This window comes from Dokdonella sp. (genome assembly GCF_035703485.1).
Classification (GTDB): domain Bacteria; phylum Pseudomonadota; class Gammaproteobacteria; order Xanthomonadales; family Rhodanobacteraceae; genus Dokdonella.
Genome location: NZ_DASSYD010000215.1, coordinates 1 through 13760, shown reverse-complemented (window position 1 = coordinate 13760; position 13760 = coordinate 1). Strand labels below are relative to the sequence as shown.

Below are 13760 nucleotides of genomic sequence, written 5' to 3'. Positions count from 1 at the left end.
AACCAGGGCGCCATCGCGCAGACGTGTCGCCGCCAGATGCATGGGAAACGGCGACTCGGTGCGCAGTTGATCGAAATCAAACATGACTTCGGCGATCTGGGCGACCGGATTCATCGCCTGCGGGTTGATCTGGCGTGCACCGTAGTAGCGATGCAGGTTGCGCGCATCAGGCTGTGAAGCAGGCATGCGCGAGCCAAATATCCATGCGCCGGCATGCGGGTGTCCGGCGATGCGCTGCCAAAGCACATCGAGGCAACTGCGCGCGCCTTCACGTCCGCCACTCATCCAGCCCTGAGCCATGGCCAGGGCGTTCAGTGCGCCACTGCTGGTCGCACTGATCTGATCGATCAAGAAATCGCCTTCTTCGAGCAATCGATCCAGAACGCCCCAGGTAAACGCACCGTGGGCACCACCTCCCTGAAGCGCCAGTCCAATCGCCTTGCTCGCACTCGCGCGTCCGCTCTTCATTGCTTGATCGTACGGCTCGTGAGGGTTCGGCCTGCAGCGACGACCCGGCTGGCCAGCGAACCGCCGATCCAGTAGCAGAGGTCCGCGGGCGAAGCAGCACTCCAGATGACGAAATCGGCGCGCAAGCCAGCGGCAAGGCGGCCGCGATCGGAAAGACCCAGCGCACGCGCCGCGTTCACGGTTGTCCCGCGCAGCGCTTCCTCAGGGGTCAGGCGAAACAGGGTGCAGGCCATGTTCATGGCCAGACGCAGTGACAGCAACGGCGAAGTGCCCGGATTCAGATCGGTCGCCACGGCCATTGCCACGGCGTGTTCCCTCAGCGCCGCGATCGGTGGCAGTTGGGTATCGCGCAAGGCGTAGAACGCACCCGGCAACAGCACTGCGACGGTGCCGGCTGCCGCCATCGCGCGCACGCCTTGTTCACTGGTGTGTTCGATATGATCGGCGGAAAGGCCATCGAATTCGGCGCTCAGCGCGGCACCGCCGAGATCGGACAACTGGTCAGCATGCAGCTTGATCGGCAGCCCCAGTTGCCGCGCTTTCGAGAACACCTTTCGCGTCTGCTCGGGGGTGAAGGCTATTTTTTCGCAGAAAGCGTCAACCGCATCGGCCAATCCGCTTTGCGCAACTGCGGGCAGCAAGACCTCGCAGATGTGCCCGACAAAATCATCCTGGCGGCCGGCGAATTCAGGGGGCAGCGCATGTGCGCCGAGGAAGCTCGTGCGCACACCGATACCCAGTTGCACGCCGATCTCCCGGGCCACGCGCAACATCTTCAGTTCGCTGTCGAGATCAAGTCCATAGCCGGACTTGATCTCGATGGTGGTCGCGCCGTCATCAACCAGGGCGCGTGCACGTGGCAGTGATTCGGCGAGCAAGGCCGCTTCATCGAGTGCCCGAGTGGCCTTTACCGTCGAGGCGATGCCACCTCCGGCGCGCGCGATGGCCTGGTAATCCGCGCCATTCAGGCGCATGTCGAACTCGTTGGCGCGATTGCCGCCGAAAACAAGATGGGTATGGCAGTCAATCAGGCCGGGTGTGATCCAGGCACCATCTGCCGATTCAACGTTCGCACACAGTTGTTCAGGACTGTCGGGCAGGGCGGCCATGCTGTCGGCGAAGACAATGCACCCATCCTTCCAGCCGAGTGCGGCATCGTGGATTGCACCGAAAGCGTTGCCGTTGTCGTTCATCGTGGCCAGATGGCAGTTGATCAACAGCCCATCCCACGGAGGTGTCACGAGTTTGGAGTTCATGCGGGTGATTATTGCAGACCTGACGATTAGGGCAACGCTGATCAAGTGGCGCAACCGTCATGGCATCCAGAGGGTTCGCCAGCCGCACCGCGCGGCTCTTTGTTGCGCTGCCTTGAAGCACGGCCAGTCCATCTGTGCCAGCGCGCCGCGATCTGCACGCAGACAGGTGTCGTGACGATTGCGCCACTTGATCAGCCTGCTGGATCCATGTCGGTCGCAGCGCACCATTCATCGGTGCGACTATCGTGCAACCATCACAGCATCGATAATGGACGGTCACGTTTGCGGAGGATTTCATGAGCAGTCGACAGTTTCACGCTGAAAATGCCTGGTTCGCTGATGGCTGGCGTCGCGATGTCCGTTTCGATATCGATACCGGCCGCTATCTCTCCGGGGCCTTGCTCGATGTGCAGGCTGACAGCGCGCTCGAAAGTGCGGAATCTCTCGGCCACTGGGTCCTGCCCGGCATGCCGAATCTGCACTCACACGCGTTCCAGCGCGCGATGGCCGGTCTTGCCGAGCGCCGTGGTGACCCTGCTGACAGCTTCTGGACCTGGCGCGAGGTCATGTACGCGTTTGCCAGCAAGATCGGCCCTGATGATCTGCGTGCGATCGCCACCCAGCTCTACGTGGAGATGCTCAAGGCCGGCTACACCCAGGTCTGCGAGTTCCATTATCTGCACCACCAGCCCGATGGCAGGCCATACGCCGACCCGGCGGCGATGTCGCTGGCTTTGATTGAGGCGGCCCAGGAGGCGGGAATCGGCCTGACCCTGCTACCGACTCTCTACATGACCGGTGGTTTCGACGGGCGCAAGCTGACTGAGCGTCAGCGTCGCTTTGGCCATGAGGTCGACGATTTTCTGCGCCTGGTGGAACGCCTGCGCATGCTTGAAAGCTCGCATCTGCGCATCGGTGTCGCCCTGCATTCGTTGCGCGCGGTTCCCGAGGATGCGATGAACGCGATGCTGGATGGGATCAACAGCTTGCCGGTTTCCAGAAGTGGCTTGCCGGGTAATACGATGCCGATCCACATTCACATCGCCGAGCAGGTTGGCGAAGTGCAGGATTGCCTGGCCGTGCGCAATGCACGCCCGATCGAATGGCTGCTCGATCACGCAGCCGTCGATTCACGCTGGTGCCTGGTTCACGCGACGCATATCGACGACAAGGAGTTGCATGCGCTGGCCAGGACAAGGGCAACGGTTGGCTTGTGTCCAACCACTGAAGCGAATCTCGGTGACGGTCTGTTCCCGCTGAAAAAGTGGCTTGATGCCGAGGGTCTGATCGGGATTGGTTCCGACAGCAATATATCCCTGTCGCCGGTCGAGGAATTGCGTTGGCTTGAGTACGGCCAACGCCTGATTTCCCGGCATCGCAATATCAGCGCAAATGATGTTTGCGCGAGCACCGGCAGCGTGTTGTTCGGCAGTGCCCTGCATGGCGGCACCAATGCATCCGGTGTGCCGATCGGTGCTTTTGTCGGCGGCGATGCGAGTCTGCCATCGGTAGGCAATCGGGCCGATCTGCTTGTCCTCGACGAAATGTCGCCATTGCTGGCCGGACGCGATGCATCGAATCTGCTCGACACCTGGCTATTCGCCGGCAACTCGAATCTGGTGCGTGACGTAATCGTCAATGGTGACTGGGTGGTACGCGATTTCCGCCATCGCGACGAAGCCCGCATAGCGGCGCGCTATCGCGCCGTGATCGCCCGCTTGCACCGCTGATTCAGGGCGCCGACGACTCGATCAGCGCCGCACGAACCTCGCTGAAATTGCCGTCATTCGGTTCCGGCTTGATGCCGAGCAGATCGGCGAGCAAGGGATATACGTCGACATTGTCGAAGGCTGGCAGGACGACAGCCTTGCGCAAGGCCGGACCGTGCGCGATGAACAATGCGCGCATGTCCGGATCGTCGATGTCGTAGCCATGTTGTCCGCGTGAAAAGTGTTTGCCGGAGGTCATGTTGGCGTGACTGGAAATAACCCAGCCATGGTTGGCAAGGCAGAGCAGGGCAGGCACGCGTCGATTCTTGCCATAGTGAAAACGGACCGGCATTTGAGATTTTCGCCAGCAACGCATGTTCTCGTGAGGTGCGAGCAGAATCGCTTCGCTGTCGTGCACGTGGTTGCGCTCCGGCACAATCCCGATCAGTACGCCGTAGTTGACAACATGCGCGTATTCGGACGGCAACAAATCATCGAGATAGATCACCCGATCTGGCGAGGTCGAAGTCATGCCGTGATCGGAAACGATGACAATGTTCAGCTGCTGATCGAGGTCGTGCTCGATCAGGCCATCAATCAGGCGCCGGATGGTCGCATCAACAATGCGAAGTTCTGCATTCAGTTCTGCCGAGTCCGGGCCGAAGTGGTGGCCGGTGCCATCGACGGTATCGAGGTAGAGGGTCATGAAGCTCGGTCGCGTTTCGGGCGGAAGGGTCAGCCAATCCAGGATTTTCTCGACACGCGAGACCCCCGCCATTTTTTTGTCATAGACCGACCAAAACTCGGGGTGCGAACCGCCCACGGGTGCTTCCGAACCGGGCCAGAACATGATTCCGGAGTTCAACCCGAAACGTTTGGCCGTGTTCCATAACGGAATTCCTTCGTTCCACCAGTTCGGGTTCTGCACGGCCTGCCTGTTCCAGGCGGCGAATTTCTGCCCTGGTATTCGATCATCCTCCATGATGTTGGCGACAATCCCATTGCGATCCGGACGCAAGCCGGTGATCAAGGTGTAGTGGTTTGGGAACGTCAACGACGGAAATGACGGCCGCATGTATTCAGCGCGAACTCCGCTGTCGGCAAGCGCCTGCAGGGTTGGCGTCAATCCTCGATCGAGATAATCGGCACGAAACCCGTCAATCGAAATGAGCAGGAGCGGAGTCGGGCGTTCGATCCTGTCGCTGCGAATTTCGGGAACGCTGCAGCCTGAGAGCACCAGCAACAGCAATGCGAGAAGGGGCTTCCAGTGAGCCATGCGGTCTGATTTCGAGTAGAGGATCAAATGATTCTCGCCGATCCGGCGTTGTTGTTGCCACGGCTGCGCAGAACCGCGATAGATTCGGTGCATCTGTGCGAAGCCGACGCCGCCCCTATAATCATCGATTCGAAAGAGGAGATCCGAGATGAATGCCCCTGTACGCATCGATTCCACCCGTGTGATCCGCGCCCCGCGGGGATCGGAGCTGAGTTGCAAAAGCTGGTTGACCGAAGCGCCGTATCGAATGTTGCAAAACAATCTTGATCCGGAAGTTGCGGAAAATCCGGCGGAACTGGTGGTCTATGGCGGTATCGGCCGCGCCGCACGCAATTGGGAGTGTTACGACGCGATTCTCAAATCGCTGCGCGAACTCGGTGATGACGAAACCTTGCTGGTCCAGTCAGGCAAGCCGGTTGGCGTGTTTCCGACGCATGTTGATGCGCCCCGGGTACTGATCGCCAACTCCAATCTGGTGCCGCATTGGGCGACCTGGGAACATTTCAACGAGCTCGATCGAAAAGGTCTGATGATGTACGGCCAGATGACCGCCGGTTCGTGGATCTACATCGGTTCGCAAGGCATCGTCCAGGGTACCTACGAGACCTTCGTCGAGATGGGTCGTCAGCACTACGGCGGCGACTTGAAAGGAAAGTGGATTCTTACTGCCGGTCTGGGCGGCATGGGTGGGGCACAGCCGCTGGCGGCCAGTCTGGCCGGCGCAAGTTCGCTCAATATCGAATGTCAGCAGCGCTGCATCGATTTCCGCCTGCGCACGCGTTATGTCGACGAGCAGGCATCAGATCTCGATGACGCGCTGGCACGTATCGCGAAATACACGAAGTCTGGCGAAGCCAAGTCGATCGCCTTGCTCGGCAATGCGGCCGATATCCTGCCTGAGCTCGTGCGCCGCGGCGTCCGTCCCGACGCGGTTACCGATCAGACCAGTGCGCATGATCCCGTGCACGGCTATTTGCCGATCGGATGGTCTGTCGATAAATGGCTGGCAGAGCAGAAAGCCAATCCCGAGCTGGTCAGCGATGCCGCCAAGAAGTCGATGCGCGTGCATGTCGAGGCGATGCTGGCATTCGAGAAGCAGGGTATTCCAACGTTTGATTACGGCAACAATATTCGTCAAATGGCCAAGGACGAAGGCTGCACGAATGCTTTCGACTTCCCGGGATTCGTACCGGCCTATGTGCGTCCGCTTTTTTGTCGTGGCGTTGGCCCATTCCGCTGGGTCGCGTTGAGCGGCGACCCCGAAGACATCTACAAGACCGATGCCAAGGTCAAGGAGTTGATCCCGGATGACAAGCATCTGCACAACTGGCTGGACATGGCGCGTGAGCGCATCAGCTTCCAGGGCTTGCCGGCACGCATCTGCTGGGTTGGCCTGGGTCTGCGTGACAAGCTGGGTCTCGCCTTCAACGAGATGGTTCGCAACGGCGAATTGAAAGCGCCAATTGTAATCGGTCGTGACCATCTGGATTCGGGCAGCGTGGCCAGCCCCAATCGTGAAACCGAGGCAATGAAAGATGGCAGCGATGCGGTCAGTGACTGGCCACTGCTCAATGCAATGCTCAACGTTGCCGGGGGCGCGACCTGGGTGTCATTGCATCACGGTGGCGGAGTCGGCATGGGCTATTCGCAGCATTCCGGCATCGTCATTGTCTGTGATGGCACGCAAGCCGCCGACAAGCGCATTGCACGCGTGCTCTGGAACGATCCGGGGACGGGCGTCATGCGCCACGCCGATGCGGGCTACGAGATAGCCAAGGCTTGTGCAAAAGAGCAGGGGTTGAAGCTGCCGATGATGTGATCATGCAGCAGCGTGCTGTGTTCGGAACACCTCATTCGAGGTGTTCCTTGATGCACTTTCCAGTCTTCGACTGAAAAAGAATATTGGAACCGTGCTCAGTTGACCCGATAAAAGCTGTGTGCGCCGATAACCGCGAGCGGTGTGCCTTTGCCCCATGTTGGAGATGCATGCTCTTCGGCAACGAAGTGATCGGCATCGGGCACCACGAAGTGGCGTTTGTCGGCCGGAAGATCCCACATCTGCAGAGCGTGATCGGCAACCTGCCAGGCTTTGTTCCAGGCCACGGGATTGCGCAACATGTAATTCTTGTTGGTTGTCGAGATTGCAAACTGCAATCGGGCGGTAACAACCTCGCAGATATTGTCTCCCCAGCGACCGTCGTCAAGACGACGCATGGCGACTTCAGCCACTGCGGCCTGACCGAGTTGGGTTTCGCTGCGTGCTTCGAGATAAACCATCGAAGCGAGACAGGTGCGGTCAGCATCATGCTGCGGCAGCACCGTTGCCAGCCAGAGTAGCCAAGCCAATTTCATTGTCCAGAATCTCCTGCAAACTCGGGTCGGGGAATTCCCGCAACGTCAGCGTGAAGCAACAAGTCTGCTGACTACTCAGGTGAAACATTTCCTTCGACCAGCAGATGCCTGGATAAATCAAACTCAGGCACCACGATTCGCAGGCGAGTTGATACGGGAATGTTTAACTCCCGTGCTGCCCTCTGCGATGTTGGAATCTGATCGGCGCGAGTATTCGCTGCCTGATCCTCGGGTGGTGGCGTCTGCCCTTCGCGGCAGTCACTCTGTCCCGTTGCTGCGTATTCCTCCGTTGACGATGAAGCGCATGAATCCGTCAATACAATGGAGCTTTCCAGTGGGCGTGCTCACCACCAAATACGACTCGGCGCGCAGATTACTGCGTCGAATTGGAGTTGTCACTCAAATTCTGCGTGAACCTGAACAAGGCATTCAGGTTTTCTTCGTTCAGATATGCGCCTGAATTTTGCTTTCAGTCGTAGTGTAAAGTAGCTTTGATAATTAAATAGATAATTACTTTACGTAACCGTAGAAGCCGCTCAGGATTTTCTCGTCGCCCGCGTAGTCGCTCGCCTTGGCTGGAATGAATTTGCTGATGCCGAGTTCTAGCAGCAATTCGCCGAGTTCGGGCGCATCCTCGGTGTTTAGCAGCGCATCGCGGACCTTGTTGCGAACGTCCTCGGGAACATTCGGCGATGCGAGAATGGTTGGTCCGGGTAATTCAGGCGAAGTGAACAGGGAAACGAGCGAAGGGTTGCCATAGGTCTCAAGCATCCAGGTTGGAAAAATGGCTGCTTCGGTTTCGCCGCTGTTCAATATGCCAAGGTTGTCCCGCCACGAAGTTGCGCTCGATTTGATCTCTGGCTGCTGCACGGGATTCGGATAGATCTGCATCAGTACGGCGTAGCCGAGACTGGGCGCTGGCATCGTCGCAATTCGAGCGGACAGCAGCGCCTTTGGGTCCTTTCCTTCGAAATCCGGATTGGCCAGCAGTGTGTAGGAACTGGGTTGGAATCGCCTGACCAGCGGAATGAATTTCAAGTGCGAAATTCGGTAATCCGCGAAGTGCGCCTCGTCATAGGAAAAATCGGTTTGATCCGGCTTGAGAATATCGCGCCAGTAGCTGGAGTAGTTCGCCGCCGGAGTAAGGACAAACTTCTCTCCCGTCGCCTTGCCGAGATAATCCAGCAACGGTTTGTAGATCAATTCGGCGGCAGTCGGGGTGAAGTTTGGCTCGGGCGTGAATCGATATTCTGCGGAATTTGCATTGCCGGCGGCCAATGCAGCGCCGACGAGCGCGATGACAAGGAAGCTACGACTACGGAAACGATTCATGTGGTTCATGCGCTTGTTTCCTCGAAGAGAGTGAATTCGCTGTCAGATTGTTCAAGCAAGATGTGTGCCGTGAGATGGATCAGAACTGTGGTTTGCCAGGGTCAGGAGCTTGACACTGGCCCCCGATTCAATGGTTAGCGGCACGTGTTGCGCGACATTCAACGGCAATACGGCGAGCGCCTCGCAACCGGTTTCCTTGCGAACGGCATAAAGCACGCGGCCCGTGGAAGGCGGAGTTGATTCGATTTTGATCTCGGTGCCCGGCATGGGTACGTCCTTGGTATCGACATGCAAGCGCATGCAGCCGCGCTTGTTGCCACCACGATAGTGCAGTCTGGCGACAATTTCCTGTCCGGGATAGCAACCTTTTTTCAAGCTGACCGCTCCAAGACGCTCGAGTCCGAGAGCCTGTGATGTGAATTCGGCCGAATTCTGCTCCGAGATCCATGGCAGGCCGGTAGCGATATCCTCGCGAATCCAGTGCTGGTGGCGATCGATATCAATGGATTCAGCGCACGCTTTCCTGATCACGACCGTTCTGCGGGATTCGCTGCCAGGCAGATCAAGCGCCCAGCTTTCGGTGCTGTTGGGGATTGTCGAATACTCGGCTACGTCCGCTTCGAACAAGCCATAGTCGAGGAGTAGTTGAAGTCGTACCTTGCTGCGAAACACGAAAGGCATCAGTGCGGTCGACATCGATGCTGCCTGACCGCGTGGTAGCCACGCCAGCAAGTGATCCTCGCCAGCCTTGAGCAACGCAAACAGATTGCGAACCCGACCATTGGAGTCCAGCCAGGCGCTCCACTGCCAATCGCCAATGTTCAAATGATGGACATCACTGCTGAACTGGGAGTGCGCGAAAGTGCACGCATCGGCACCGGAAAGTTCAAGTATTTGTGCTTCGGCAAGCAGGCAGGGCACGGCGGCTTCAAGCTCCTGGAGCGGGTTCTGGATGTCCAAGATGGGACCTCGGCTGAAATGAAGCAAGGCCACGTGCCGGTTGTCAGAAACCGTTCCGGGCATTAAGATTTTGAGGTTGCCCATGAACCTGACAGGTTGATCCTTCAGGCTGCAAAGACGTTTTCAGCTTTGCGCACGGTCTTTCCCGCTGATTTGCACGCCCTTGTCTTGCACATCTTCGACAAATTCCGCGCGTGGCGTAAGGCTGCACTCGCTTCCGATGGCTCCCATTACTCAGGTTCCTGTCCATGACGAATTCCGAAACCGCTTCTGTTGTTGCGAACAAGCTTCCCGTTCGCAGCGAGGCGGGGGAAGCCGTTGCGGATGCGCAAGCTCCCGTGGAGATTGGCGGACGCGAGGGACTTGATCCCGTGCGCTACGGCGATTGGGAGAAAAACGGTCGCTGCATCGATTTCTAGTCCGGGCGAAGTCATGAACAGTCCGGGCTAGCTCAGTACATTCCGCCATCGACCCTCGGGTCGCCAGCCAATCGCAACAAGGCCAGCCTTATGCAACCAACAGCCCGTCCCTTGTCTCCGCATCTGCAGGTGTACCGCTGGCAAATCCAGATGGTCACATCGATCTTGCACCGAGTGACCGGAATCATTCTGTTTATTGGAAGCCTGCTCATCGCCGCGGCCTTGCTGGCTCTGGCCAGTGGTGAAGAGGCCTGGTCACGAGTCGGTCCGATTGCTGGCTCCTGGTATGGCCTGCTGGTTCTGTTTGGATGGACCTGGGCCCTGGCCTTCCACTGGTTGAATGGAATTCGCCATCTTCTGCAGGACGCCGGCTGGGGCTACTCGATCAAACGCTTTATCGCGAATAGCTGGATCTCGGTCATCGGCAGCTTTGTGCTGACGGGTGTTGTCTGCGGCCTCGTCTATTTCTGCGGAGGTATCGCATGAAAACCAACGATCCGTTGCGCACGCCGCTAAAGAACGCCCTTGGTCTCGGCTCGGCCAAGGATGGCGTGCATCATTTCATCATCCAGCGTGTCACCGCGATTGCGTTGCTGTTCCTCTCGATCTATCTGATCGCCTTGCTGGTTAGCCTCGCTGGTGCCGACTATGCAAGTGCACGCGCTGCCGTCGCTCACCCTTGCAATGCCGTTCTGCTGATTGCGTTTCTGATCGCCATGTTCTGGCATGGCCAACTCGGCATGCAGGTCGTGATCGAGGATTATGTGCATACACCGTGGCTGGCCGTGAGTTGCCAGCTGATTGTTCAATTCGTTTGTGTCCTCGCTGCCTTGGCGAGTGTTCTCGCCGTGCTTCGACTCGCATTGGGGGCCTGAAATGTCTGCCTACAAGATCCAGGAACATGAATACGACATGGTTGTCGTCGGTGCGGGTGGTTCCGGCCTGCGTGCAACATTCGGTCTCGCCGCCCAGGGGCTGAAAACCGTCTGTATCACCAAGGTCTTCCCGACGCGTTCACATACCGTCGCCGCCCAGGGTGGCATATCCGCCGCACTAGGCAATATGGGTGAAGACGACTGGCGCTATCACTATTACGACACGATCAAGGGTTCCGACTGGCTCGGCGACCAGGATGCGATCGAGTACATGTGCAAGGAAGCGCCGGCCGCAATCATCGAACTTGAGCACTACGGTGTTCCGTTCTCGCGCACCAAGGACGGCAAGATCTATCAGCGCCCGTTTGGCGGCATGACCACCCAATACGGCGAAGGTCCGGCCGCACAGCGCACCTGTGCCGCGGCCGATCGAACCGGTCATGCGATGTTGCACACGCTGTATCAGCAGTCGCTGGCCCACCATGCCGAGTTCATGGTCGAGTATTTCGCTCTTGATCTGATCTGGGATGAAGAAGGTGTCTGTCGCGGCGTCCTCGCGCTGGACATGGCCGAAGGCAGCTTGCATCTGTTCCGCGGTCACGGCGTGGTGATGGCGACCGGTGGTTACGGCCGCGCCTTTTTCAGCGCGACCTCCGCGCATACCTGTACCGGCGATGGCGGTGGCCTTGCTCTGCGCTCCGGTCTGGCCCTGCAGGACATGGAGTTCGTTCAGTTCCATCCCACGGGCATCTATGGCGCCGGTTGCCTGATCACCGAAGGAGTGCGTGGCGAAGGCGGCATTCTGCGCAACGCCAGTGGCGAGCGCTTCATGGAACGCTACGCACCGCACTACAAGGATCTGGCGTCGCGCGATGTGGTCAGTCGCTCGATGACGATCGAAATTCGCGAGGGTCGCGGTGTTGGCGAGCACAAGGATCATCTGCTTCTCGATCTGACCCATCTCGGTCCCGAGGTCATCCACGAGAGACTTCCCGGCATTGCCGAGAGCGCACGCATCTTTGCCAATGTCGATGTGGCCAAGAAGCCGATTCCGGTCCTGCCGACCGTCCACTACAACATGGGCGGGATTCCGACCAATTATCACGGCGAAGTCGTGCAAAAGGTCGGCGACGATCCCGAGCATGTCGTTCAAGGTCTGTACGCAATCGGTGAGGCGGCATGCGTTTCAGTGCATGGCGGTAACCGGCTTGGCTCCAATTCGCTTCTTGATCTGGTCGTGTTTGGTCGCGCTGTGGCCAATCGCTGTGCCAAGACGATCAAGCCTGGCGCCGCACACAAGCGGCTGCCTGCGTCGGCCTGTGACAAGGCTCTGGCCAACCTCGACAAGCTGCGCAACGCTGATGGTTCTTCGCCAACCGCTGAAATCCGCCTCAACATGCAACGCACGATGCAGGCCGATGCTGCGGTGTTCCGCACCTCGAAGACGTTGTCCGAGGGCTGCGAGAAAATGGAGAAAATTTTCCACAGCTTCGAGGATGTCAGGGTCACTGACCGCTCGCTGGTCTGGAACTCGGATCTGATTGAAACCTACGAATTGCAGAACCTGCTCTACAACGCGGTAGCGACCATCACATCGGCCGAGCAGCGCAAGGAAAGCCGAGGCGCGCATGCGCATGAAGATTTCCCGGAACGTGATGACGAGAACTGGCAGAAGCACACCCTGGTCAAGATCGACGAAAAGGGCGCCGCCAGCTTCGAGTTTCGACCGGTGCACATGTACACGCTGACCGACGATGTCGAGGTGGTTCCGCCGGCGAAGCGAATTTATTGATGGAGCGGGAGTAGGGAGTGGGATTGGGAGCAGGAGCGCGTAATGAGTGAAATGTTTGGAGTGGGATATTTCCCTCTCGTTGCGCTGGTTGTTGTTTGCGGACTCTTTTCGTCGCTGCTACGCAGTTTGTCAGCATCGCGCTCAGCTGGCTTTCCGGGTCATCTCCTTTTCGCTTTGCCGCCACTCGCGCTCGTTGTCCATTTGATGCTCAAGGTGTTGCGGATCACCATTACCGTCCGTACGGAGAATGCTAGTCATGTCTGAGTTCACGCTTCCGAAAAATTCGAAGATCCGGCAGGGCAAGCGCTATCCAGCCAAGTCCGGCGCGAAGAATGTCCGCGAATTTCGTGTCTATCGCTGGAGTCCGGATGATGCGGAGAATCCGCGCATCGATACCTATGAGATTGATCTGGCGACTTGCGGACCAATGGTTCTCGATGCGCTGATCAAGATCAAGAATGAGATCGATCCGACCCTGACATTCCGTCGCTCGTGTCGTGAAGGTATCTGCGGATCGTGCGCAATGAATATCGATGGCACCAATACGCTCGCTTGCACCAAGGCGATCGAGGAATGCTCGAAAGGCGACGTGCCGATCTATCCGTTGCCGCACATGTCGGTGGTCAAGGATCTGGTCCCTGACATGACCCACTTCTATGCGCAGTACGCGTCGATCAAGCCATGGCTGCGTACGCAAAGTCCCGCTCCGCCGAGAGAGCGCCTGCAATCGAAGGCGGATCGCGCCAAACTCGATGGGCTTTACGAGTGCATCCTCTGCGCGTGCTGCTCGACCAGTTGCCCGAGCTACTGGTGGAACGGGGACCGCTATCTCGGGCCGGCCATCTTGCTCCAGGCCTACCGCTGGATTGTCGACAGCCGCGACGAGGACACCGGTGAACGCCTTGATGAACTCGAGGATCCATTCCGCCTGTATCGCTGCCACACGATCATGAACTGCACACGCACTTGCCCGAAGGGGCTCAACCCGGCCAAGGCAATCGCCGAGATCAAGAAGCTCATGGTCGAACGTCGCGCCTGAGCCGGCGCGTGAACGACACCGATGCCGAGCTGAAGCGACTGCGCTGGCGCTGCCGACGCGGCACGCGTGAACTGGATCAGTTGCTTGGCTGGTGGCTCGACAAGCGCTACGCGGAGGCCGACGAGGAACTGCGCCGGGGTTTTGCCGACTTGCTCGAGCAGCCAGACCCGGATGTCTGGGACTGGCTGGTGGGTCGCGGCGCACCGCTGGATGCCCGGCAACTGCGTGTGATCGATGAAATCCGTTCCCACCATCGCGTTTGATTACCAACCTTCGCGCCGG

15 protein-coding genes are annotated in these 13760 nt (G+C 58.5%); 9 read left to right on the top strand and 6 right to left on the bottom strand.

Going from position 1 to position 13760, the window contains the following annotated elements; all coding sequences use genetic code 11:
• Nucleotides 1–468, bottom strand: a 468-nt coding sequence (locus VFN25_RS16780; protein WP_325143997.1) for a patatin-like phospholipase family protein, incomplete at its 3' end; no start/stop codon positions are given.
• A complete protein-coding gene (gene hutI / locus VFN25_RS16775) occupies nucleotides 465–1724 on the bottom strand; it encodes an imidazolonepropionase (RefSeq protein WP_325143995.1) in 1260 nt (419 codons plus the stop codon). The genes hutI and VFN25_RS16780, both read right to left, overlap by 4 nt.
• Before the next feature lie 296 nt (nucleotides 1725–2020).
• Here hutI and VFN25_RS16770 point away from each other — a divergent pair, with 296 nt between their 5' ends.
• Nucleotides 2021–3454 (top strand): formimidoylglutamate deiminase, encoded by a 1434-nt coding sequence (locus tag VFN25_RS16770; RefSeq protein WP_325143992.1) that lies wholly within the window; start codon nucleotides 2021–2023, stop codon nucleotides 3452–3454.
• Nucleotide 3455: 1 nt separating this feature from the next.
• Here VFN25_RS16770 and VFN25_RS16765 read toward each other — a convergent pair whose 3' ends face one another.
• Complete coding sequence (locus VFN25_RS16765; protein WP_325143990.1) at nucleotides 3456–4802, bottom strand: ectonucleotide pyrophosphatase/phosphodiesterase; 1347 nt, start codon at nucleotides 4800–4802, stop codon at nucleotides 3456–3458.
• Between the two features lie 55 nt (nucleotides 4803–4857).
• Here VFN25_RS16765 and hutU point away from each other — a divergent pair, with 55 nt between their 5' ends.
• Nucleotides 4858–6528, top strand: a complete 1671-nt coding sequence (hutU, locus tag VFN25_RS16760) for a urocanate hydratase (protein ID WP_325143989.1) — start codon at nucleotides 4858–4860, stop codon at nucleotides 6526–6528.
• Nucleotides 6529–6623: 95 nt separating this feature from the next.
• Here the strand turns inward: hutU and VFN25_RS16755 are convergent, their stop codons facing one another.
• From VFN25_RS16755 to VFN25_RS16745, 3 genes are all read right to left on the bottom strand, one after another.
• On the bottom strand, nucleotides 6624–7061 hold the full coding sequence (locus VFN25_RS16755; RefSeq protein WP_325143987.1) for a cell wall hydrolase: 438 nt from the start codon (nucleotides 7059–7061) through the stop codon (nucleotides 6624–6626).
• Nucleotides 7062–7571: 510 nt separating this feature from the next.
• Nucleotides 7572–8402 carry a phosphate/phosphite/phosphonate ABC transporter substrate-binding protein gene (locus VFN25_RS16750; protein WP_325143985.1) on the bottom strand — a complete coding sequence of 277 codons (831 nt, stop codon included), beginning with the start codon at nucleotides 8400–8402 and terminating at the stop codon, nucleotides 7572–7574.
• A gap of 42 nt (nucleotides 8403–8444) precedes the next feature.
• Nucleotides 8445–9353, bottom strand: a complete 909-nt coding sequence (locus VFN25_RS16745; protein ID WP_325143984.1) for a hypothetical protein — start codon at nucleotides 9351–9353, stop codon at nucleotides 8445–8447.
• Nucleotides 9354–9601: 248 nt separating this feature from the next.
• Between VFN25_RS16745 and VFN25_RS16740 the strand changes: the two genes are divergently transcribed.
• The 7 genes from VFN25_RS16740 (at nucleotide 9602) to VFN25_RS16710 (ending at nucleotide 13741) form a co-directional block, all read left to right on the top strand.
• Complete coding sequence (locus VFN25_RS16740) at nucleotides 9602–9772, top strand: DUF1674 domain-containing protein (protein WP_325143980.1); 171 nt, start codon at nucleotides 9602–9604, stop codon at nucleotides 9770–9772.
• A gap of 90 nt (nucleotides 9773–9862) precedes the next feature.
• A complete protein-coding gene (sdhC, locus tag VFN25_RS16735; RefSeq protein ID WP_325143979.1) occupies nucleotides 9863–10258 on the top strand; it encodes a succinate dehydrogenase, cytochrome b556 subunit in 396 nt (131 codons plus the stop codon).
• Nucleotides 10255–10647, top strand: coding sequence for a succinate dehydrogenase, hydrophobic membrane anchor protein (gene sdhD / locus VFN25_RS16730; protein ID WP_325143977.1), 393 nt, complete (start codon nucleotides 10255–10257; stop codon nucleotides 10645–10647). Before sdhC ends, sdhD begins: the two co-directional genes overlap by 4 nt.
• Before the next feature lies 1 nt (nucleotide 10648).
• Nucleotides 10649–12439, top strand: a complete 1791-nt coding sequence (gene sdhA, locus VFN25_RS16725; RefSeq protein ID WP_325143975.1) for a succinate dehydrogenase flavoprotein subunit — start codon at nucleotides 10649–10651, stop codon at nucleotides 12437–12439.
• Between the two features lie 42 nt (nucleotides 12440–12481).
• Nucleotides 12482–12703 carry a hypothetical protein gene (locus VFN25_RS16720; RefSeq protein ID WP_325143973.1) on the top strand — a complete coding sequence of 74 codons (222 nt, stop codon included), beginning with the start codon at nucleotides 12482–12484 and terminating at the stop codon, nucleotides 12701–12703.
• Nucleotides 12696–13478 (top strand): succinate dehydrogenase iron-sulfur subunit, encoded by a 783-nt coding sequence (locus VFN25_RS16715; RefSeq protein ID WP_325143971.1) that lies wholly within the window; start codon nucleotides 12696–12698, stop codon nucleotides 13476–13478. Before VFN25_RS16720 ends, VFN25_RS16715 begins: the two co-directional genes overlap by 8 nt.
• An 8-nt stretch (nucleotides 13479–13486) precedes the next feature.
• Nucleotides 13487–13741 carry a succinate dehydrogenase assembly factor 2 gene (locus VFN25_RS16710; RefSeq protein WP_325143969.1) on the top strand — a complete coding sequence of 85 codons (255 nt, stop codon included), beginning with the start codon at nucleotides 13487–13489 and terminating at the stop codon, nucleotides 13739–13741.
• Nucleotides 13742–13760 lie beyond the last annotated feature (19 nt).